A 20,610-nucleotide genomic window follows, 5' to 3' on the forward strand; every position below is an offset into this window, starting at 1 on the left:
CAATCGTGCGGTTTTCAGGATGCAATAAAACCGTGGGGGTTTGGGCATAGCCCGAAATACTGAGAGGAAGTAAAATGCGTATTCTGGCTGTTGATGATGACCCCGTTGTTCTGGACCTTCTGCGGAACGCCCTGACCACCGATGAAATGAACTGCGAACTGGTGTGCTGCGAATCTGCCGAAGAAGCCATCGACGTGATGGAAACTGACATCAATCCCTTTGACTGTTTCTTGCTTGATATCATGTTGCCGGGCATCGACGGGATCGAGTTGTGCGACAACATCCGTCAGGTGACCGAATATCGAACCACGCCGATCATCATTATCACGGCAAGCCGTGAGCCCAACCTGATGGGCCGCGCATTTTATGCCGGGGCGACCGACTTTGTGACCAAACCGCTTAATGGTCTGGATCTGGGCGCACGGATCAACACGGCCTCCATGCTGAATGACAGCATGCTGCGCGAACGTCAGGCCCAGCACACGCTGGCCGAGATGACTGCCAAGATGCGTATCCGCTTTGATGAGGCGCTGGCGCTTCAGGCCGAGGGTGTGACAGACCTGAAAACCATGGAGAACGACCTGCTGCGTCTGCCTCAGGGCTGCTACGCGATGCATCTCTTCTCACTTGATGTCGAGGGCCTGCGCGATGTGCATGAGCATGTCTCAGCCCCGGCCTTCCGCCAGCATCTTGAACACGTTGCCGATGCTGCCGCACAGGCACTGGACGGCATGTCATGGAAACTGGCCTATGCGGGTAACGGTCGCTTTGCAGGAATCGTGATGGGCCGCGCGCGGCTTAACTGCGAGGATATCCATGCCAAGGCTACAGCGACCCTGCTGGCAAACTGGGATGAAGCACGCTGCGAAGCAGAAAAGCCGCCGGTGTTGCGCATGACGGCGCTGTCCGAGCAGCGTCTGTGGTCGGGCCGATCTGCCGGGGATCATCTGCACAACGCGCTGAATGATTTCACCGCCATGGAGGCGGATGACATGAGCGTCGGTTACGCGATTGCTGCTGAATGAATTGGGCCTCGTGTCTGGCGGATTGAGAGCCGTCTGACGTCGAGTGTCTGGGTGGGATCAGGGGGATGCGGATGCATTCCCCTGATCGCTTTTATTTAGGCAAGAGCGATGTTTGTCGCGCTCTCACGGCCGTCACGGCCGGCTTCGATGTCGAAGGTTACCTTCTGATCGTCTGCCAGACCTGTGAGGCCCGCCCGCTCAACAGCGGAAATGTGGACGAATACGTCCTTGCTGCCGCCATCGGGTGCGATAAAGCCGAAGCCTTTAGTTGTGTTGAACCATTTGACTGTGCCTGTGGCCATAGTCGTGTCTCCTAGATAGGTGCCATCCGCTTTGTGCGATGGCCCGGCGTGGTCGCTCTAATCGATCGTGGCGCCGTATGAGGGAGACAGGGGTCGAGGTAGAATAACATTAGCAACGATTGATATAGGGGCTGAGCGGGTTTCGCGCAAGGGGTGTGCGGGGCATTTGGCGGGAAGCCGCCGGTCGGGGGCAGGGGCGCCTGATCGCTTTCGTGTCAGCTTCTAACAATATCCGGCCCGCGACCCCATGTAGGCAGGGTCAGGGGATAATCCCCTGACGCACAAAGGGAATACCATCATGTCCTTCAAGGACCTGCCTAAATCCGTACCGATGCAAGCCGCAGCGGATGCTCCGAAGTCTGAAAAGGCCAAGACGGATCATTCAGCGCCCGATCACGGCACGTCGGACAAAACCGATGAGAAGAAGAAATCCTGATTGGTTCGCTTTCCATCCGGTGACCTGGGTGGGTGGCGCAGCAGTATGATGAGATTGGAGGGCGTCCGCAGGGGCGCCCTTTGGTGTTTGGGGGATTTACTAAAAGGAAGGGCGGTCCGAAGACCGCCCAATGTCATAGAAACAGGTCTACAATCATCAGCAAGAGTGCCACAGTTGCGACAATGTCGCGATGTGCCGCTCGCCCTTTCATCCTAGTCAAGAAACGCATGGGTTTAGCCTCTGCGATACTCGACCGGTCGAGCGATTTCACTCGCTCAGTACTTGTATACTGCCCCTTAGATGGCGGTCCGGTGTGCTCCTATGATCACTTGGAGCTACCATTTCGACAGCTATCCCAGTCTCAAAGTGGGGGTGAGTTGGCCCCCAGTCAAAAGTAGGACTGCCTTAACCGATCCCGGCTAAGGATCGACACAGCGCCGCTAACCGCTTGCAGTTTCGGGGCGGTTTCGCAGTTGCCCTTATGAGGGGGCTGCTAGGCCGGCACGCGGTAGTTTTTCAACCTCCCGCTGCCACTGGCAAATTTGGTCATTGTCGCTGAAAATATGAAGGGAGTTCGAACGCATCTGCTATGCAGACGCTGCCTCGCACCCGTTGAAGAGCAAGCCTTTCAACGCACAAACTTCTTATGCTTCAACCGCTTGGGCTCCAGCGCATCCGCCCCCAGCCGGCGCTTCTTGTCCTCTTCGTAGTCCTCGAAGTTGCCCTCGAACCACTCCACATGCGCCTCGCCCTCGAAGGCCAGGATATGCGTACAGATCCGGTCGAGGAAGAAACGGTCGTGCGAGATGACCACGGCGCAGCCCGCGAAATCGACCAGCGCGTCTTCCAGTGCGCGCAGCGTTTCCACGTCCAGATCGTTGGTCGGTTCGTCAAGCAGCAGCACGTTGCCACCGGATTTCAGCAGCCGCGCCATGTGGACGCGGTTGCGTTCGCCGCCTGACAGCAGGCCCACTTTCTTCTGCTGGTCCCCGCCCTTGAAGTTGAAGGACGAGCAATAGGCGCGGGAGTTCACCTCGGCATCGCCCAGCTTGATCAGTTCCGCACCACCTGTGATCGCCTCCCAAACCGTGTCGTCCGGGTTCAGGTCGTCGCGGGACTGGTCGACGTAGGACAGGTCAACCGTGTCGCCGTATTCGATGGTGCCTGCGTCGGGCTTTTCCTGACCTGTCAGCATCTTGAACAGCGTGGATTTACCCGCGCCGTTGGGGCCGATCACGCCGACGATGCCGCCGGGGGGCAGGGAGAAGCTGAGGTCTTCGATCAACTGCTTGTCGCCCATGTGTTTCTTGAGACCGTTAACCTCGATCACCTTGCTACCCAGGCGCGGGCCGTTGGGGATGACGATCTGGGCGCGGCTCAGCTTTTCGCGCTCGGATTGTTCGGCCAGTTCGTTATAGGCGTTGATCCGGGCCTTGGACTTGGCCTGCCGTGCCTTGGCGCCCTGCCGCATCCATTCAAGTTCGCGCTCCAGCGTCTTTTGCTTGGACTTGTCCTCGCGCGCTTCCTGCGACAGCCGCTTGGCCTTCTGTTCCAGCCAGTCGGAGTAGTTGCCCTCGTTGGGAATGCCCCGGCTCCGGTCGAGTTCGAGAATCCAGCCGGTGATATCGTCAAGGAAATAGCGGTCGTGGGTAACGATCAGGATCGTGCCCTTGTAGTCGATGAGGTGCTGTTGCAGCCACGCAATGGTTTCGGCATCCAGATGGTTGGTCGGTTCGTCGAGGAGCAGCATGTCGGGCGCTTCGAGCAAAAGCTTGCAAAGGGCAACGCGGCGCGCTTCACCACCAGAGAGGGATGTCACGTCCGCATCGTCGGGTGGGCAACGGAGCGCTTCCATGGAGACGTCGATCTGTGAGTCGAGGTCCCAGAGGTTCTGCGCGTCGATGTCGTCTTGAAGCTTGGCCATCTCATCGGCCGTTTCGTCGGAGTAATTCATCGCAAGTTCATTGTAGCGGTCGAGGATCGCTTTCTTTTCGGCCACGCCGAGCATGACGTTCTCGCGCACCGTTAGGTTCGGATCGAGCTTTGGCTCCTGTGGCAGATAGCCGACTTTCGCGCCTTCGGCCGCCCAGGCCTCGCCCGAGAAGTCCTTGTCGAGACCGGCCATGATTTTCAGCAGCGTGGATTTACCCGCGCCGTTCACGCCGACGACACCGATCTTCACACCCGGCAGGAAGTTCAGGTTGATGTTCTCAAACACCTTTTTGCCACCCGGATAGGTCTTGGAGACACCGGACATATGGTAAACGTACTGATAGGCGGCCATGGTCGGAATCCTGTCTGTTCAATGAGGTTTCAAACCGCAATATCCCGCAGATGAGGCAAGATCAACTTGCGGCTTTCGGGGAGCACGCTGAACGGGCGCTGGAGGTCGACTTCAGGCGGGTGGTGTCACTTCGGATTGTTTGAATCACATCAAGCTGGCAGGTCTGAGCCAAAATGCAGGTGGCCTTGGTTCAAAGCGTGGGCGGGATTTTTGACTGGGAGATCTGCGCGATTGCGTGATTTCGACCGCGATACTCGTAATCATAAGTCGATATGACCCGCGACATTTTGTTACACTTTTCTCTAACCTGTGGTTGTTCCGCTGTGCGGGCAGGGCGCAGGGTAACAAGCTGCGATGCAGGTGCCCGGATGGGCAGGGGGCTGCTCGCAAAGGGACAATAGGGAACAAACATGTCAAAAACCACAATTGTTGTGGGTCTGGACGGGTCGGAGGCCGGGGCGCGTGCGCTTGCTTTTGCTAAAAACCAGGCCAACCAGATCGGGGATTGTACAATCGCGATTTGCTACGTGATCGAATGGTCGCCATTCACATTCCAGACGCCGGAAGAGAACGAACAGCGCCACAAGCGCCGCGAGGAAGAGTTGAAACTGGCACATGAACGTGTGCTGGACCCCGCTGTGAAAGACACTGAAGCCGCAGGGCACGACGTCGTCGGAATCGTTCAGCACGGAGATGCGGCAGATATCCTCGATGCGGTGGCCAAGAAGCACAATGCCTCACAGATCGTGGTGGGCCGGGTCGGCGCGCGCGGGATCAAAGAGCGTGTTTTCGGTGGTGTTACAGGTCGTCTGGCGGCATCCGCCAGTGTCCCAGTCACGATTATTCCGTGAAATTGAGGGTGCAAAAATGAACAAATTATTTGGAACGGGGCTGGTCGCAACCGCGCTCAGCCTGCCGACACTTGCAGCCGCTCAGGATGCGGTAAGCCTTGATCAACGGGTGAACGACATCTTTGCTGGATCAACAGGCTGGTTTGTGAACCTAATCTTTATGAACTTGCCGGGAACGAACTTTCCCTGGATCGTTCTATGGCTGGTGGTCGCAGCGTCGATCTTTACCATTTACTTTGGTTTTATCCAGTTGCGGGCTTTCGGGCATGCGATCTCGTTGGTTCGGGGGGATTATTCGGATCCCAATGATGCCGGTGAGGTAAGCCACTTTCAGGCGTTGACCACCGCGCTGTCGGGTACTGTCGGCCTTGGTAATATTGCCGGTGTGGCTGTCGCCGTTGGTATTGGTGGGCCGGGGGCGACGTTCTGGATGATCCTTGCAGGTCTGCTGGGTATGGCGTCCAAGTTCACCGAATGTACGCTGGGCGTGAAGTACCGGAACGAATATGCTGACGGATCCGTTTCGGGCGGACCGATGTATTACATGACGAAAGGCTTCAAGGAGCGTGGCATCCCCGGCGGTGCTTTCCTTGCCGTGGTGTTTGCAATCTTTACCATCGGTGGCGCGCTGGGTGGGGGCAATATGTTCCAGGCCAATCAAGCGCACGCGCAGATCACGCAGATCACCGGCGATTTCTCAGGGTTGATCACGGGTGTGATCTTTGCTGCTGTCGTGTTCATGGTCATTGTGGGTGGTATCAAGTCGATCGCTCAGGTGACTGAAAAGGTCGTTCCGTTCATGGGTATCCTCTATGTTCTTGCGGCACTGGTCATTCTGATCGTGAACGCCGACCAGATCGGCTGGGCCTTCGGCCAAATCTTTGCCGGTGCCTTTACAGGCCTTGGCGTTGCGGGCGGCTTTGTTGGTGCGTTGATCCAAGGGTTCAAGCGGGCAGCATTTTCAAACGAGGCGGGCGTTGGCTCTGCCGCGATTGCCCACTCTGCCGTGCGGACGAAAGAGCCTGTGACCGAAGGAGTAGTTTCCTTGCTGGAACCTTTCATTGATACGGTCGTGATCTGTACGATGACGGCACTGGTGATCACGATTTCCGGCACGCTGGTCATGGACCCAGCGACGGGCAACTTCATTCTGAACGAAGCAGGCACATCGATCCAGACAGTGGATGGCGTGTCAGGCGTCGCCCTGACATCGGCAGCTTTTGCCACTGGCTTTAGCTGGTTCCCTTACGTTCTGGCCCTTGCGGTGATCCTATTTGCCTTCTCGACAATGATCTCATGGTCCTATTACGGCTTGAAGGCCTGGACGTATCTCTTTGGTGAGGGCAAGACGAAGGAGCTGATCTTCAAGTTGATCTTCTGCTTTTTCATTATCGTGGGGGCTGCGGCCAATCTTGGCGCGGTCATCGATTTTTCCGATGCGATGATCTTTGCCATGGCAGTGGTCAACATCACCGCGCTGTATTTCCTGATGCCGATCGTGAAGCGCGAGATGAACAGCTATTTCGCACGGCTGAAGTCGGGAGAGATCGTCAAGCACGGTCACTGAAACCGTTGACATCGGGGCCTTATGCCCCTCCTTTCGGCCCCTGAAGCAATTCGGGGGCCGATTTTGTTGCGCCATCAGATGCCTTATGCCGCGCCGGGACAGGTGGTTGGTTTATTGGGCGGGTCGTTCGACCCGGCTCATCAAGGCCACGTGCACATCACCCGCGAGGCGCTCAAGCGGTTCGGGCTGGACAAGGTGTGGTGGCTTGTTTCTCCGGGTAACCCGCTGAAAGAACGTGGGCCAGCACCGCTTGAGGAGCGACTAATACACGCGCGGCAAGTGATGAGGCACCCCCGTGTCGAGGTGACAGATATCGAGGCGCGTCTCGGTACGCGGTACACGGCACAGAGCTTGAGTAAGCTGCAGGCGCTTTATCCCCGGGTGCATTTTGTATGGCTCATGGGGGCCGACAATCTGGCGCAGTTCCACCTTTGGCAGGACTGGCAGGAGATTATTGATACCGTGCCGATTGGTGTATTGGCCCGCCCGGGGCAGCGACTTTCGGCGCGGATGAGCCGTGCTGCAACGCTTTATGCGCCATACAGAATACCCGGGCGTTTTGGTCATCTGCTGGCAAGATCACAGCCGCCTGCGTGGTGTTTTGTAAACCTTCCGATGATCAATGTTTCATCGACCGCGATCCGCGCGAGCGGGGCATGGTCAGCGTAGCCGGGTTGAGGCGAGGCCTGTGATCAGGATTATGGCTAAGCCGGCCCAAGTGTAGGTGTCGGGAAGATCGCCGAAAACGGTCCATCCCAAGATGACCGCGGCAATCAGCTGAAAGTAGACGAGTGGTGCAAGTTTCGTTGCCGGAGCAATGCGGTAGGCGTAAAGCAGCATCAGGTTGCCCAGCATCGAACAGAAAGCCGAGGCAAACGTGAGACCCGCGATGGGCAGTGTTGCCGGGGGCAAGTGCAGAAGACCCCATGGCAGCAGCAAGACCGCACTGATCGACAGTTGGCTGAAGGTCAGCGCAATTGGTGTGCCAATCCCGGACAGCCAGCGCGACATCGTCAGAAATGCGCCGTAGAACATCCCTGCTGCAACAGCCCAGAGTACCCCGGTGTCACCTCCTATTCCGGGGCGTACGACAAGCAGAACGCCGCCAAATCCAAGCACAATCAGGACGCTTCGCACGGGTGTCACAGGTTCGCGAAGAAATATTGTGGCGAGAACATAAGAAAACATCGGGCCGATGAAGAACGCGGCAAATACTGTCGCTACATCCGCTGTCTGCAAGGCTGTTTGTATTGATGTAATGCCGCAGGCAAGGATCGCGGCGCGCAGCCAGACGCGCCAGTCGCGAAACAATGCAAAGGTACCGGGGGTCAGGAAGGGCAGCACCAGAATGGTGCCAACTGCAAAGCGCGACCACGCAACGAATACCGGCGCGACGCCCAATGTCGAGGTCATCATCTTGCCGGCACTGTCCCCTGCGGGGATCATGGACATGGCGAAAAACATGATAAGGACAGCACGTTGCATGGCGCCGCTTAACATGGAGGATTGTCAGTGCAAATGTGATTGCATGGCGCTTGTACCTGCGCCGGTGGTGCGATTTAACTTGCCATATGAGCAAATCACTCTCACGGCGCAAATTTCTGAGCACGGCAGCGGCATGCGCTCTGACAGGCGGGGCGGCCTTGGCGGCGCCACCAACGGCGTCTTTGCGGCCTGTCATTCGGGCGCCTGATTTCTTCAAACGGGCCGTTCCGGGCCCTGATCAGATCATTCAGGCGCAGAATTTGTCGGGCCGGGTTGCTTTTGCGCTTGCCGATGCAAAGACCGGTGCGTGGCTAGAGTGTGAGGACGAGCAGGTGGGCACGCCGCCTGCAAGTGTGACAAAGGCGGTGACCGCCCTTTATGCGTTGGACACCTTCGGCCCGGACCATCGTTTTGAGACGTTGCTGGCAGCAACCGGGGGCGTGAAGAATGGTGAAGTGCAGGGCGACTTGTTGCTGATCGGCGGCGGTGACCCGACGCTGGACACCGATGGCCTGGCCGTGATGGCATCGGCGTTGAAAGAGGCCGGGATCCATGGGGTGAAGGGCAAGTTCAAGGTGTATGAGGCCGGGCTGCCCATCATGCGACAGATTGATCCTGCGCAGCCTGATCACGTAGGCTATAATCCGGCAGTCAGCGGCATCGCGTTGAACTACAATCGAGTTCATTTTGAATGGAAGCGCACCGGGAGTGATTACGCGGTCACGATGGACGGGCGGTCAAAAAAATATCGCCCCGATGTGACAATGGCCGCGATGCGCATCGAGAACCGCGCAACACCTGTTTACACCTATGCGGATCGGAACGGGCGGGACCAATGGACGGTGGCGCGTGGCGCTTTGGGGCGTGGTGGGGCGAGGTGGTTGCCGGTGCGCAAGCCGGGTCTCTATGCTGGTGAAGTGTTCGCCACACTTGCGGGTGCGCATGGCATTCGGCTTCGCAAGCCAGAGATCAGCGACACGCTGCCCCCGATTGATGTTTGCGTGCGACATCAGAGCGGCGATCTGCGTGGCATTTTGCGCGACATGCTGCGCTTTTCAACCAACCTCACGGCGGAAATGGTGGGATTGGCCGCCACGCTCCGGCGGGTGGGGCAGGTTGCGAACCTGCAAGCTTCTGCAGCGGAAATGAACCGTTGGGCGACGAATGCGCTGAACGTGACAGCGCCGAAGCTGGTCGATCATTCAGGGCTGGGCGATGACAGCCGCCTGACTGCGCTGGACATGACGAAAGCGCTTGTCGCGATGCAAGGTCAGGACTTTCGGCCGATCCTGAAGAAATTTGGCTTTAGGGATGGACAGGGCAGACCTGTGAAAGAGCAGGAAATCGCGGTTGATGCCAAAACCGGCACACTCAATTTCGTGTCGACCCTGGCAGGCTATATCACGGCAAAAGACGGGCGTGAGATGGCATTCGCGATCTTTGCCGTTGACGCCGATGCACGGGCCAAGATCCGCCGCGAAGAGCGTGAGGCACCACCCGGTGCGCGGACATGGAACAGGCGGGCCAAGCGGGTGCAACAGGGTCTGATTGAACGTTGGGACGCCCTATATGGGGTGGCGGAAGCCTGATCAGCTGAGATGTCTGGCGCGTGCACCGCGTTCGATGGCGGCAGCGTGCAAACGGTCAATCTCAAGCTCGTAGCGTATTTCTTCAAGCAGGCGCAATTCTGCTTCCTCCAAGGTGCCATCCGCAGCGGCAACATCGCAGGCCAGCGCATAGGCTGTCTCGTATAGCCGTTCTGGCAATGCTTCTCGGATCAGACCGAACAGGGCATCAAGGCCATCTTCCTGCTCAAAAAGGTCAAACACTGTCTTGCTGATCACGCTTAGTCGGTCGTTGTCATAACCTGCAAAGATCGGAAGGATGTTCACAGCCGACTGAATCTTGATCAGTTCTGCCGTTCTAATATCCTCGTCCGAGGCGGACACCGCAACCATCAGAGCGACGAGACTGTCCTGCGCACTGAGCGACAGAGAGAAGGTATCATTCATGACGGGGGGCGTCCTTTGGGTTTTATATGTTGCGGTGCAGAATATTGACGCACCCGAGGGTACGCAATAGGTACACGCGCAGCCAGCGCGCATGGGGCGCGATTTGGCAAGAAAATGGATGATCCAGATGTCTGAGATGCGTGATGCGGCAATGACCAGCAAGGCGTGGCCTTTTGAAGAGGCCCGTGCGGTATTGAAACGCTACGCCAAAGCACCACCCGAGAAGGGGTATGTGCTGTTTGAGACGGGCTATGGCCCGTCAGGGCTGCCCCATATCGGGACGTTTGGTGAGGTGTTGCGCACGACGATGATCAAACGGGCGTTCGAAGAGATTTCGGACATTCCGACGAAGCTGATCTGTTTTTCGGACGATCTGGACGGGATGCGCAAGGTGCCCGGCAATGTGCCCCAGCAGGAGATGCTGGCAGAACATATGCACAAGCCGCTGACATCGGTGCCTGATCCTTTTGGGGAGTTCGAGAGCTTTGGGCATCACAACAACGCGATGCTGCGCCGGTTCCTTGATACGTTCGGGTTCGAGTACGAGTTTTATTCCGCGCGGGAATACTATCGTTCTGGCCAGTTCGACGAGATTCTGTTGCGCGCGGCGGAACGGTACGACGAGATCATGGCGGTAATGCTGAAGTCCCTGCGTGAGGAGCGGCGGCAGACCTATTCGATCTTCCTGCCCATTCATCCGCAGACGGGCCGCGTGATGTACGTGCCAATTAAGGAGGTAAATCCGAAGGATGGCACGATCACCTTTGACGATGATGACGGCACCGAGATGACCCTGCCTGTCACCGGCGGCAACGTGAAGCTGCAATGGAAGCCCGATTTTGGCGCGCGCTGGGCCGCACTGGACGTGGATTTCGAGATGTACGGTAAGGAGCATGCGACGAATACGGCGATCTACGACCGGATTTGCGAGATCCTTGGCGGCAAGAAGCCAAACCATTTCAGCTACGAGCTGTTCCTTGATGAGAACGGGCAGAAGATCTCGAAGTCTTCGGGCAATGGCATTTCGATTGACCAGTGGCTGACCTATGCCAGCACCGAGAGCCTGTCGTATTTCATGTTCCAGAAACCGAAGACGGCAAAGCGGATGCATTTCGACGTGATCCCAAAGGCGGTGGATGAATATCACCAGCAACTGCGGGCTTATGAGACGCAGGATGCCAAGGGGCGGTTGAACAACCCGGTTTGGCATATCCACGGGGGTGATGTGCCAGCTTCGGATATGGTTGTGCCATTCTCGATGTTGTTGAACCTTGCATCGGTGTCTTCGGCTGAGGACAAGTCGCAGTTGTGGGGGTTCATTCAGCGCTATGCGCCTGAGGCGTCAGCGGAAAAGAACCCCGGCATGGATGCGGCGGCAGGACATGCGGTGCGGTACTACAATGACTTTGTGAAGCCCCATAAGGTGTTCCGTGCGCCTAGTGACCTGGAGCGGGAAGCGCTGGAAGAGTTGCGTGACAAGCTGAAGGCGTGGGACGGCGGGCTGGACGCTGAGGCACTGCAAAGCATGGTTTTCGCAGTCGGAAAGCCGCGGTTCGAGCCGTTGAGGGACTGGTTTACAGCACTTTACGAAGTGTTGTTGGGCGCGTCTCAGGGGCCGCGCTTTGGCGGTTTCATTGCGCTTTATGGCGTGGACGAAACGATCGAGCTGATCGACGATGCGTTGGATGGAAAGCTGATAGCTGCCTGATTTTCTTGCCCTGCGTGCCCCTTGGATTATCTCTGGGAGGTCCACGCAGGGAGAAGAAAATGTTGAAATTGGTGTTGAGTACGCTTGGTGGGGCTTTGGTGTCCCTAATGTTGGCCTTTGGGGCAGCAGCGCAGCAAGGGGACATTCAGGGGACGATCAGCAACCAGATCGAGGCGTTCAAGGCCGACGATTTTGAGCAGGCCTTTACCTACGCGACACCTACGTTGCGGCGGATGTTTCAATCGCCACAGAATTTTCAACGCATGGTGACCACAGGGTATCCCATGGTCTGGAGACCTGCGGATGTGCAGTACCTTGAGCTTGAGGAGCACGGAGGCTCCATGTGGCAGAAAGTGCAGATTGTCGATGAGAAGGGCTTTACCCATCTGTTGCTGTACCGGATGCAGCAGACCGAAGAAGGCTGGCGTATTGGCGGTGTGCAAATACTGGAGGCCCCTGCCGCGGCGGCCTGAGCCTTGCCAAACGATTTGCAGAATACGGCCCGCCTTTTTTTGGTGGGCCGATTTGTTTTAGGGGGTAGGTGTTGCGAGCAGCACCGACCGGTCCCATTAGCAGTGATTAACGGATCATTGATACTTCCCTGCCCCTGAGCCGACACGCGTCGGGATCATGGGCAATCAGTCAGAGTGTCGGCACCATCAGGTGCCCTGCTCTGCGGAAAGGGATTATTGATGAACAAGGCGATTACTGATGGCTTGGTGCTGATGCCAACTCCGTTCACCGAAGGCTTGGACGTGTGGTCAAGCGGAGACGGCACGCCCGGATCGGATACTTACGAAAACGCAGCCAATGCCTTGTTGGTCGCCGCTGATCAGGACTTTGGCGGGGCACTGGAACTGTTGAAGACGCAGAACACTCAGCAATAGCGGTTCATGGGGCAGACGCCACTTTTGCCGGGCTGCTATTTGCGGATCAGCGCGCGGGTCAAAGCGATCAGTGGAAACTTGCCTTCTGTTCGGATTGCGGGCTTTCCAGCTCGCGGTAACGGCACCCGGGTGAACGGGCTTCAGGAGTTTTCTTTCTTCACGACGCTGGAAAGCTACGGGGAGGTTGTCGAGATCAGCGCGATTGTCGGAACGGGTGCACGTGGGGGCGTGGACATGGTCTGGGGAACCGAACCTGTCTACGGGCATTTCGGGATCGATCTGGTTGGGCCGAATGGCGGGATCGTCCGGGTGGATGATATTCAGGTCGAGGACGTCACATCGGTTTTTCTGCGCGACCTGGTGTCATTGGTGGATGTCACGGACTACGGGGCAATCGGTAACGGATCGACGGACAACACCGCCGCGTTTGAAGCAGCCAATGCAGCCGCGAATGGGCGGACTATGTTCATCCCTGCCGGCGTTTTTCGTCTGAATAACGATGTAACGATCGACACGCCTGTGAAATTTGAAGGTCGGGTGACCATGCCGGATGCGGCGGTGCTGCTGTTGCGGCGCAACTTTGATTTGCCCACGTACATTGAGGCTTTTGAGAACGAGGAACTGGCTTTCAAGAAGGCCTTTCAGGCCCTGTTGAACAATGCAGATCATGAGGCGCTGGATATGGACGGGCGCAAGGTGAATGTGACCGAGCCTTTGGACATGCAGGCGGCGGTGCCAGACCGCACCTCTTACGCCACGCGCCGGGTGATCCGAAATGGACAGCTTGAAGCGGCGGCGAGTGCTGCGTGGAACACGGATGTGTACACATCGGCAGCGACGTATTCGCCCGGCAATTCCCGCACGTTGACCGATGTAACCAACGTGGCAAGCATTCCTATTGGGTCGCTGATCGAAGGCACCGGCGTTGGCCGCGAGGTATATGTCCGCGACAAGGACATCGGGCGCCAGGAGATCACGCTGAACAAGCCGCTTTATGACGCGGAAGGCCGTCAGAATTATACATTCCGCCGGTTCAAATACATCATCGATTTTGGTGGCTTCGCATCGCTCAGCAAATTCGTGATGGCTGATATTGAGTTCCAGTGCAATGATCGGTGCAGCGGTGTCATGTTGGCACGGGGCGGGATCACTTTTGCCGTGCGCGACTGCTTTGTCAGCCGTCCGGCTGACCGTGGGATCACCTCAATCGGTACAGGCTGTCAGGGTATACTTGTTGACCGGTGTCAGTTCCTGTCAGCGGAAGATGCACTAAGCGTGCCTGCGCGACGCACGATTGGATTCAACACGAACACCAACGATGCAAAAATCCGCAATAATCGTGCCACACGGTTCCGTCATTTTGGCCTGCTTGGCGGGTCAAACAACATCTTTACCGGTAACCACTTCTTTCAGGGGGACAATGTTGTCGATGGTATAAGGTCCGCCGGTATCATTCTGGCCAGCAATTCGCCTGGAACGATTATTTCAAACAACTACATCGACAACTGCTTTATTGAGTGGACAAATGAACACGATCCTACCCCGGAGTTCACGACCGGTTTTTCATTCAGCGCGTTGAGCGTGACGGATAATGTATTTCTTTCGGGCGACGTCGCCCCTTGGTTCAGCTATATTGTTGTCAAGCCGCATGGGGCGGGGCACTTCCTGAATGGTGTGGCGATCACGGGTAATCGTTTCCGAACGCTGAACGGTTTGATAGACAGGGTAGACAGGGTGGATACGACTTTTGCTGATCTTGACATGTCGAGGTGCAAAAACGTGGAAATGAATGGCAATTCATATCTTGGTATCAGCATTCAGGTCGCCAACCCGGCGCTGGTTGATTACACGCAGACCACAGAGGCCAATGCCTGGATCATAGACGCGGCTGATGAGTTACCATTTGGTGGCGAGGCGGCGACCGTTGATAGCGTCATGGCGATAGGTGGTATTCGCAATTCCAACAACGTACGTCAGTACGACGTGCCATATGCGGATACTGCATGGGGACCGAACCGGGATCAAATTCAGCTGGTTTGGCCATCGGCGGTTCGCGGACGCGTACAGGCAACGATCCGTATGGACAGCCGCTGATTGAGAGATGCCGCTGGTGGTAATCGCGGTCAGAATCGATGCCAGAGACCGAGCTTGAGGGCTGACTTCTCCGTTTCTTTATAGGGGATTTCAGCCCCAACTTTCACGTTGAACGCGCGTCCTTTCGGCTTGAACAGCAATGCTGGCATGACGGCGCCGTAGGCATCATTGTTTTGTTCGGACAGGGTAAATTCGAGCAAACCGGCGGTGAAATCAGTCAGATTAAGGCCCAATGTGCCGTCCAGCTTGGCGATGTGCTGGCCCATTTCAGGTTCATAAATATACGCGACATCGAGGTTTACCCATCCCGGCCTGTCATTCTGAGTAAAACCATATCCCCAAGATACGCCCGTTTTTACTGTTGGTAGCCGCATATCACTGCCCCAAAGCCCGCCAATGCCGACCTCATAGGCGAAACGATGTGGACCCGTGGTTGGGCCAAGGTTGCGGCGAATGAACAGGTTCCCAAAGCCGTTGCGTACATCCTGGCTGTTGGTAAATGCGCTGATATCAAGGCCGATTGTCATATTTTCTGTCAGCCCATACTCAAGATAAAGCGCGTTTGTCGTATCGCTGAGCCGGGTTGCACCAAATGACAGAGAAACAAACCCGGTTCCCGTCTCGCGAAGCCAAGCGCCTGCCTGCGATGCAGAGGGAAGAAAGTACAGTAAAGTCAGACAAGTTAGGAAAAATGGTTTCATGACGCCTCCTGGGGGGGAGGATTGAAACAGAACGTTAACAAATAGTTAACAGGAGTGGTGTTATCTTAATGGTGCTGCTGCGAGGACACGAAAAAGGCCCGCCGTATCAAGCAGCGGACCTTTCCTACTCCTATGTTCCGTCGGTTAAACGCGAACAGCGCCACCGCGTGGACCGGCGATCAGCCATGCGATCAGGCCAAGGACGGGCAGTACAAGGATCACAACTGTCCAGACGATTTTTGCCAGACCAGAGGCGCCCGACGTGAGGACTTGATAGATCGCATAAATGTTCGCGATGAGGATGATGAGGCCGAGAATGCCATATTCCATTGTGGTTCTCCGATGTGTGCTACTGTTGTCAGACAAACTAAGCTGCACAGGGAAAGTTCCGAAATTCTTGTAGATGCGATTTCGCCGCCCGCGTGTCAGTCGCAAGCGCATTTACGGCAAACAGGGCGATCGAGACCGACTGAAATGGCCTGCCGCGGTCATCGGTCAGTTTGTCTGATACCGCGAGCTTCTTAAGTCCAGACGGCTTGGCGTCGGGAATGCGAGCCCCCATCTTAATGTGCTTTGACCAGCCAATGCAGCAAAGCTACCGGCAGGCCGGATCCTTACCGTTTCTTTCGGCGCTTTACCCCGCCGCGCATGCCCCCGCGCCCCATGGTGCTGCGTCCAGACGCCTGTTGTGCGTCGCCGATGGCTTTCTCAACCGCATATTGTCGGGCCATCGGATCATCCGCGATTGCCAGATCGACGGCCTCAAGCCGTTTGACTTCGTCCCGCAGGCGGGCGGCTTCTTCGAATTCGAGGTTCTCCGCTGCCTTCCGCATGTCCGCGCGCAGACCGTCAAGAACTGCCTGCATATTCGAGCCAGCCATTTTCTGATCGATCTGCGTCGTGACGCGCGCCTGATCAGTGTCGCCTTTGTAAAGACCTGCCAGAATATCTTCGACGTTTTTCTTCACGGTCTCAGGTGTGATCCCGTGCTCTTCGTTGTAGGCGATCTGTTTGGCACGTCGGCGGTTGGTCTCGGCCAGTGCACGCTCCATCGAGCCGGTGATGCGGTCGGCGTACATGATCACCCGTCCTTTGGCATTCCGTGCCGCCCGGCCGATGGTCTGAATGAGGGACGTTTCCGAGCGCAGGAAGCCTTCTTTGTCAGCGTCCAGAATGGCAACCAGCCCGCATTCGGGAATATCCAGGCCCTCGCGCAGCAGGTTGATCCCAATCAGCACGTCGAAAGCCCCCAGCCGCAGATCGCGCAGGATTTCGATCCGTTCAATGGTGTCGATATCGGAATGCATGTAGCGGACGCGGATGCCCTGTTCATGCATATATTCGGTCAGGTCTTCGGCCATTCGTTTGGTCAATGTGGTACACAGGGTACGATAACCATCGGCGGCAACCTTACGTACCTCATCAAGCAGATCATCCACCTGCATTTCTACGGGGCGAATTTCCACTTCGGGGTCCAGCAGTCCAGTAGGGCGAATGACCTGTTCGGTGAAAACGCCGCCGGTCTGCTCTATTTCCCAGGCCGCAGGGGTTGCGGAAACAAAGACCGACTGCGGCCGCATGGCGTCCCATTCTTCGAATTTGAGCGGGCGGTTGTCCATGCAAGAGGGCAGGCGAAACCCGTGTTCGGCCAGCGTGAACTTGCGGCGGTAGTCGCCCTTGTACATGCCGCCGATCTGAGGCACCGAAACATGGCTTTCGTCCGCAAACACAATCGCATTGTCGGGGATGAATTCGAAGAGGGTCGGGGGCGGCTCACCGGGTGCGCGCCCCGTCAGGTAGCGGGAGTAGTTTTCGATGCCGTTGCAGACACCGGTCGCCTCCAGCATCTCCAAATCGAAATTTGTGCGCTGCTCCAGTCGCTGGGCCTCAAGCAGTTTACCCTCGCTCACCAACTGGTCGAGCCTGATCTTCAGCTCTTTCTTGATGCCGATGATGGCTTGCTGCATCGTCGGCTTGGGCGTCACGTAGTGGGAATTAGCATAGACGCGGATCTGTTCGAACGTGCCCGTTTTCTCACCTGTCAGCGGATCAAATTCGGTAATGCCTTCCAGCTCTTCCCCGAAGAAAGACAGCCGCCATGCACGGTCTTCAAGGTGGGCAGGGAAGATCTCCAGTGAATCACCGCGTACCCGGAATGCACCCCGTTGAAACGCCTGATCGTTGCGGCGGTATTGCTGCGCGACAAGGTCTGCGATCACTTTGCGCTGATCGTACGTTTTTCCGACCTTTAGGTCTTGGGTCATGGCCCCGTAGGTTTCGACCGACCCGATACCGTAGATGCACGAAACCGAGGCAACGATGATCACATCGTCACGTTCCAAAAGCGCGCGTGTCGCCGAGTGGCGCATCCGGTCGATCTGTTCGTTGATCTGGGATTCTTTTTCAATGTAGGTGTCGGACCGCGCAACATAGGCTTCGGGCTGATAGTAGTCGTAGTAGCTGACAAAGTACTCGACGGCGTTGTCGGGGAAAAACCCCTTGAACTCACCATAAAGCTGCGCGGCAAGCGTCTTGTTCGGGGCAAGGATGATTGCAGGCCGCTGCGTTTCCTCGATCACCTTGGCCATGGTGAACGTTTTGCCCGTACCGGTCGCCCCCAACAGCACCTGATCGCGGTCACCGTCCAGCACCCCTGCGCTCAACTCCTTGATTGCTTTAGGCTGGTCGCCGGCCGGTTCAAACTCAGTCCTAAGCTTGAAGGTCTTACCACCTTCCAGCTTTTCCCGGTTGCGCACATCAGGGGCGGGATTGGATAGGACTTGAGTGGCTTCAGAGCTGTCGGTCTGGGCGTAGGGCATGGCAGCGGTTCCTTGGAGGTTACCCCACAAGTTGTCGCTTTTTGCCAGTCATTCAAGGTGACAGCGCGGATTACTGCCAGATTCTGGCAACAGCAGAGGCGTTAGCGGGTCAGCCGCTTGTGGTTCGACTTCACGCGCTTGCTTATGGGATCCATTGCGGCGCTGAATACCTGATCGGGCTGCTTGCCTGCCATCATGGCCATACTTGCCTCTGTAAAGGCCTGCGCCATAGCTGGACCTTTTTCGCTGACCATAAGGTGGTTTTCGCCATGATGTGCTGGAATGATACCGGCCATCCCCATCAGGCGCAAAACCACGACGGCTTGCGTCTCGATCATCAGGGTCGTGACCCGCATGTGTAGGCTGAAAAGATCAAGGTGTTTCAAGATGGCTGCTCCATTATCAATCGACAAACTATGCTGCAGTGCAGCATAGTCAAGCTGATAACAGGCGGACGCTGTGAATTCAGATGGTATCTCACTGGTCAGCCACCCTTGCTCCAAGCGCGTGAATAATAGATAAGACAGGCAGAGTTATGCAATGAGGCCACCATGCACGCACGCATCTATCAACCTGCCCGCACCGCGATGTCGTCTGGCACGGCGAAGACCCATCATTGGGTGCTTGAGTTTGCTCCGTCGCAGGCACGTGAGGTTGACCCGTTGATGGGGTGGACGTCGTCTTCGGATATGGATTCTCAGGTACGTCTGCGTTTCGAGACGAAAGAAGCGGCCATGGAATATGCTGCCGAACATGGGATTGATGTGCAGGTGCAAGAGCCGCACAAGCGCAAGCCCAACATCAGACCCGGTGGCTATGGCGAGAATTTTGCAACCGGCCGGCGTGGTGCATGGACGCACTGACACCATCTGGTGAAGACCCCTTTGCGCCCGACGTCCAAACGGTACTTGAACGTCATTTTGACCTTATGCGTTCGTTGACCCCGGAAGAGGGCTGTCACGTCATTCAACCACAACGCTTTGCGGCAGAGGGCGTGACCCTTATGGGGATCCGGTGCAATGGTGTGCTCTTGGGGATCGGGGCGCTAAAGAAGATCGCGCCTGATCATGGGGAGTTAAAATCCATGCACACCTTGTCAGAAGCCCGAGGTCAGGGCGTGGCCCGTGCCATGCTTCTCGCGCTGATAGCCAAGGCGCGGGAAGAGGGATTGACCCGTCTCAGCCTTGAAACCGGTACGGCGCGGGAGTTTTCCCCGGCCCGATCGCTCTACCTTTCCGAAGGCTTTGCTGAATGCCCGCCCTTCGCGGATTACAAGCCGTATCCGCTGAGTATTTATATGACCAGAACACTCTGAGAAACGATCCCGAACAGGCTTGCCAAGCTGGACGTGATCAGGGACAACCGCACTCAGCGGTCCCTTAGCTCAACTGGATAGAGCAGCTGACTTCTAATCAGCAGGTTGAGGGTTCGAGTCCTTCAGGGATCGCCACTAAATCAATATCTTATGGATTATCTGAGTGCAACTCTTGCGTCTTGGGTGCCAAATGGGTGCCAAAAATTCGAGCTTGCTTTGTAGACTCGCTCCAAAGCCATACATCGGCTACTCTCAATCGGCCTAGGCATTGTCGTAACCTAGGGCATCGCGATGCTCTTCAATGAAGGAGAGATCGCGATGAGGATACTTTCGAAGCGTCAGCTGAAGGAGCTGGTTTTGTACTCGCCGCAACATGTCGCACGTCTGGAGAAGGCAGGCCTATTCCCCAAACGGGTACAGCTGGGCCCGAACCGGGTGGGTTGGGTTGAGGCTGAAGTGCTGGAGTGGCTCGAAGCACGGCTGGCCAATCGGGACACCCCGCCCGACACTCCTGACTAAGGAGCAGGGTGGCCGAGGGTGCACACCTCGGTCACCTCCTTCGCAGGACTGCAATAGTGTGTCCTTGCCCACGGGTTCCTGCGCCGGATGTGTGCCGGTATGGTCAGAATAGGCCTTCATTTAGGATCCGGATGAACACGCAGGTCATACTCTTTTGAGGACGCCCGTCGAGAGTCAGACGACGCGTAGTCCCCGACATCAAAGACAAGTACTTCGATTGTTGATGATCGCCATCCTGTCGCAATCCGAGTATCAATCGCGGTCAGCAGGTGGCTTCTCCTGATGGTGTTTCTGGCAGTCCAATAAGGCCAAGAGCTTCCCAAAGGCGCTGTTTGGGCTTTGAAGTTCGTTTTCTCCAGTTCGAGATGTGTCCCGATCAAGGCCACCATCCAAGACACACATGCCGGAATGAACTACCTTGAGCCAATCGCAGGGCTCTAATTCAACGTGGTTTTGTACGACAGTTCGGTTCGAGAAAGCGTTTTCGACGATTTCGCGTTTTTCGGCGTCTTGGGCGCAAATATGAAGCCCTGTCAGGTTTTTCATGAGTTCGAGGAACTGCCTGCGGTTGCGGGCGGTTTGCTCGGGGCTCGGTAGGCTGCGGA

Annotated in this window: 19 protein-coding genes, 1 tRNA gene and 2 pseudogenes; 13 read left to right on the forward strand and 9 right to left on the reverse strand. The window is 56.7% G+C overall.

The features are described from left to right. The first annotated feature begins 74 nt into the window (after window positions 1-74). Window positions 75-1,025: a response regulator gene (locus GV827_RS10860; protein ID WP_164353821.1), complete on the forward strand. Its 951-nt coding sequence runs from the start codon at window positions 75-77 to the stop codon at window positions 1,023-1,025. A gap of 95 nt (window positions 1,026-1,120) precedes the next feature. On the opposite strand, the gene GV827_RS10865 is transcribed toward GV827_RS10860, so the two are convergent. Next, window positions 1,121-1,327 (reverse strand): cold-shock protein, encoded by a 207-nt coding sequence (locus GV827_RS10865; protein ID WP_067293393.1) that lies wholly within the window; start codon window positions 1,325-1,327, stop codon window positions 1,121-1,123. 298 nt (window positions 1,328-1,625) lie between these two features. Between GV827_RS10865 and GV827_RS10870 the strand changes: the two genes are divergently transcribed. Then, entirely contained in the window at window positions 1,626-1,763 is a 138-nt protein-coding gene (locus GV827_RS10870; protein ID WP_164353822.1) for a hypothetical protein, read from the forward strand. A 628-nt stretch (window positions 1,764-2,391) separates the two neighbouring features. On the opposite strand, the gene ettA is transcribed toward GV827_RS10870, so the two are convergent. Beyond that, window positions 2,392-4,047, reverse strand: coding sequence for an energy-dependent translational throttle protein EttA (gene ettA / locus GV827_RS10875; protein ID WP_164353823.1), 1,656 nt, complete (start codon window positions 4,045-4,047; stop codon window positions 2,392-2,394). Between the two features lie 410 nt (window positions 4,048-4,457). On the opposite strand from ettA, the gene GV827_RS10880 reads away from it, so the two are divergent. The 3 genes from GV827_RS10880 (at window position 4,458) to GV827_RS10890 (ending at window position 7,134) form a co-directional block, all read left to right on the forward strand. Then, window positions 4,458-4,898, forward strand: a complete 441-nt coding sequence (locus tag GV827_RS10880) for a universal stress protein (protein WP_164353824.1) — start codon at window positions 4,458-4,460, stop codon at window positions 4,896-4,898. Between the two features lie 16 nt (window positions 4,899-4,914). Continuing rightward, window positions 4,915-6,465 carry an alanine/glycine:cation symporter family protein gene (locus tag GV827_RS10885; RefSeq protein WP_164353825.1) on the forward strand — a complete coding sequence of 517 codons (1,551 nt, stop codon included), beginning with the start codon at window positions 4,915-4,917 and terminating at the stop codon, window positions 6,463-6,465. Window positions 6,466-6,531: 66 nt separating this feature from the next. Next, window positions 6,532-7,134, forward strand: a complete 603-nt coding sequence (locus tag GV827_RS10890; RefSeq protein WP_386331450.1) for a nicotinate-nucleotide adenylyltransferase — start codon at window positions 6,532-6,534, stop codon at window positions 7,132-7,134. Here GV827_RS10890 and GV827_RS10895 read toward each other — a convergent pair. Then, the gene (locus GV827_RS10895; RefSeq protein ID WP_164353826.1) at window positions 7,126-7,950 is read right to left on the reverse strand and encodes a DMT family transporter; all 825 of its coding nucleotides are present in this window, start codon (window positions 7,948-7,950) and stop codon (window positions 7,126-7,128) included. The genes GV827_RS10890 and GV827_RS10895 overlap by 9 nt on opposite strands. A gap of 86 nt (window positions 7,951-8,036) precedes the next feature. Here GV827_RS10895 and dacB point away from each other — a divergent pair, with 86 nt between their 5' ends. Next, a complete protein-coding gene (gene dacB, locus GV827_RS10900; protein ID WP_164353827.1) occupies window positions 8,037-9,539 on the forward strand; it encodes a D-alanyl-D-alanine carboxypeptidase/D-alanyl-D-alanine endopeptidase in 1,503 nt (500 codons plus the stop codon). On the opposite strand, the gene GV827_RS10905 is transcribed toward dacB, so the two are convergent. Beyond that, window positions 9,540-9,962, reverse strand: a complete 423-nt coding sequence (locus tag GV827_RS10905) for a tellurite resistance TerB family protein (RefSeq protein ID WP_164353828.1) — start codon at window positions 9,960-9,962, stop codon at window positions 9,540-9,542. Between the two features lie 127 nt (window positions 9,963-10,089). Between GV827_RS10905 and GV827_RS10910 the strand changes: the two genes are divergently transcribed. The 3 genes and pseudogenes from GV827_RS10910 to GV827_RS10920 all read left to right on the forward strand — a co-directional run bounded on the left by GV827_RS10910 (window position 10,090) and on the right by GV827_RS10920 (window position 14,651). Then, window positions 10,090-11,670, forward strand: coding sequence for a lysine--tRNA ligase (locus GV827_RS10910; RefSeq protein WP_164353829.1), 1,581 nt, complete (start codon window positions 10,090-10,092; stop codon window positions 11,668-11,670). A 59-nt stretch (window positions 11,671-11,729) separates the two neighbouring features. Then, window positions 11,730-12,143, forward strand: coding sequence for a DUF4864 domain-containing protein (locus GV827_RS10915; RefSeq protein WP_164353830.1), 414 nt, complete (start codon window positions 11,730-11,732; stop codon window positions 12,141-12,143). Between the two features lie 219 nt (window positions 12,144-12,362). Then, window positions 12,363-14,651: pseudogene (locus GV827_RS10920) on the forward strand (right-handed parallel beta-helix repeat-containing protein). Between the two features lie 29 nt (window positions 14,652-14,680). Here GV827_RS10920 and GV827_RS10925 read toward each other — a convergent pair. The 4 genes from GV827_RS10925 to GV827_RS10940 form a co-directional block, all read right to left on the reverse strand. Beyond that, window positions 14,681-15,352 carry a hypothetical protein gene (locus GV827_RS10925; protein ID WP_164353831.1) on the reverse strand — a complete coding sequence of 224 codons (672 nt, stop codon included), beginning with the start codon at window positions 15,350-15,352 and terminating at the stop codon, window positions 14,681-14,683. Window positions 15,353-15,496: 144 nt separating this feature from the next. Then, entirely contained in the window at window positions 15,497-15,682 is a 186-nt protein-coding gene (locus GV827_RS10930) for a PLDc N-terminal domain-containing protein (RefSeq protein ID WP_164353832.1), read from the reverse strand. Between the two features lie 284 nt (window positions 15,683-15,966). After that, window positions 15,967-18,171: an excinuclease ABC subunit UvrB gene (gene uvrB / locus GV827_RS10935; RefSeq protein WP_164353833.1), complete on the reverse strand. Its 2,205-nt coding sequence runs from the start codon at window positions 18,169-18,171 to the stop codon at window positions 15,967-15,969. A gap of 101 nt (window positions 18,172-18,272) precedes the next feature. Further along, window positions 18,273-18,557, reverse strand: a complete 285-nt coding sequence (locus tag GV827_RS10940) for an antifreeze protein (RefSeq protein WP_164353834.1) — start codon at window positions 18,555-18,557, stop codon at window positions 18,273-18,275. A gap of 165 nt (window positions 18,558-18,722) precedes the next feature. Between GV827_RS10940 and GV827_RS10945 the strand changes: the two genes are divergently transcribed. From GV827_RS10945 to GV827_RS10960, 4 genes are all read left to right on the forward strand, one after another. Then, entirely contained in the window at window positions 18,723-19,034 is a 312-nt protein-coding gene (locus GV827_RS10945) for an ETC complex I subunit (protein WP_164353835.1), read from the forward strand. Continuing rightward, window positions 19,022-19,486, forward strand: a complete 465-nt coding sequence (locus GV827_RS10950) for a GNAT family N-acetyltransferase (protein ID WP_164353836.1) — start codon at window positions 19,022-19,024, stop codon at window positions 19,484-19,486. The genes GV827_RS10945 and GV827_RS10950 overlap by 13 nt, the downstream gene beginning before the upstream one ends. A 58-nt stretch (window positions 19,487-19,544) precedes the next feature. Next, window positions 19,545-19,621 (forward strand) — tRNA-Arg (locus tag GV827_RS10955). 183 nt (window positions 19,622-19,804) lie between these two features. After that, window positions 19,805-20,005, forward strand: a complete 201-nt coding sequence (locus GV827_RS10960; protein ID WP_164353837.1) for a helix-turn-helix transcriptional regulator — start codon at window positions 19,805-19,807, stop codon at window positions 20,003-20,005. Between the two features lie 252 nt (window positions 20,006-20,257). Here the strand turns inward: GV827_RS10960 and GV827_RS23380 are convergent. Next, window positions 20,258-20,610: pseudogene (locus GV827_RS23380) on the reverse strand (hypothetical protein); the annotation flags it as partial.

It is taken from the genome of Sulfitobacter sediminilitoris (assembly GCF_010667575.1).
In the GTDB taxonomy this organism is placed as follows: Bacteria; Pseudomonadota; Alphaproteobacteria; order Rhodobacterales; family Rhodobacteraceae; genus Sulfitobacter; species Sulfitobacter sediminilitoris.

Excerpts from the sequence above, each read along its gene's own strand:
- GV827_RS10925 (WP_164353831.1), bottom strand. The coding sequence starts at position 15,352 with ATGAAACCATTTTTCCTAACTTGTCTGACTTTACTGTACTTTCTTCCC.
- GV827_RS10885 (WP_164353825.1), top strand. The coding sequence starts at position 4,915 with ATGAACAAATTATTTGGAACGGGGCTGGTCGCAACCGCGCTCAGCCTG.
- ettA (WP_164353823.1), bottom strand. The coding sequence starts at position 4,047 with ATGGCCGCCTATCAGTACGTTTACCATATGTCCGGTGTCTCCAAGACC.
- GV827_RS10945 (WP_164353835.1), top strand. The coding sequence starts at position 18,723 with ATGCACGCACGCATCTATCAACCTGCCCGCACCGCGATGTCGTCTGGC.
- GV827_RS10895 (WP_164353826.1), bottom strand. The coding sequence starts at position 7,950 with ATGCAACGTGCTGTCCTTATCATGTTTTTCGCCATGTCCATGATCCCC.
- GV827_RS10870 (WP_164353822.1), top strand. The coding sequence starts at position 1,626 with ATGTCCTTCAAGGACCTGCCTAAATCCGTACCGATGCAAGCCGCAGCG.
- GV827_RS10930 (WP_164353832.1), bottom strand. The coding sequence starts at position 15,682 with ATGGAATATGGCATTCTCGGCCTCATCATCCTCATCGCGAACATTTAT.
- GV827_RS10860 (WP_164353821.1), top strand. The coding sequence starts at position 75 with ATGCGTATTCTGGCTGTTGATGATGACCCCGTTGTTCTGGACCTTCTG.
- GV827_RS10880 (WP_164353824.1), top strand. The coding sequence starts at position 4,458 with ATGTCAAAAACCACAATTGTTGTGGGTCTGGACGGGTCGGAGGCCGGG.
- GV827_RS10915 (WP_164353830.1), top strand. The coding sequence starts at position 11,730 with ATGTTGAAATTGGTGTTGAGTACGCTTGGTGGGGCTTTGGTGTCCCTA.
- GV827_RS10865 (WP_067293393.1), bottom strand. The coding sequence starts at position 1,327 with ATGGCCACAGGCACAGTCAAATGGTTCAACACAACTAAAGGCTTCGGC.
- GV827_RS10950 (WP_164353836.1), top strand. The coding sequence starts at position 19,022 with ATGGACGCACTGACACCATCTGGTGAAGACCCCTTTGCGCCCGACGTC.
- GV827_RS10960 (WP_164353837.1), top strand. The coding sequence starts at position 19,805 with ATGAGGATACTTTCGAAGCGTCAGCTGAAGGAGCTGGTTTTGTACTCG.
- uvrB (WP_164353833.1), bottom strand. The coding sequence starts at position 18,171 with ATGCCCTACGCCCAGACCGACAGCTCTGAAGCCACTCAAGTCCTATCC.
- GV827_RS10905 (WP_164353828.1), bottom strand. The coding sequence starts at position 9,962 with ATGAATGATACCTTCTCTCTGTCGCTCAGTGCGCAGGACAGTCTCGTC.
- dacB (WP_164353827.1), top strand. The coding sequence starts at position 8,037 with ATGAGCAAATCACTCTCACGGCGCAAATTTCTGAGCACGGCAGCGGCA.
- GV827_RS10910 (WP_164353829.1), top strand. The coding sequence starts at position 10,090 with ATGTCTGAGATGCGTGATGCGGCAATGACCAGCAAGGCGTGGCCTTTT.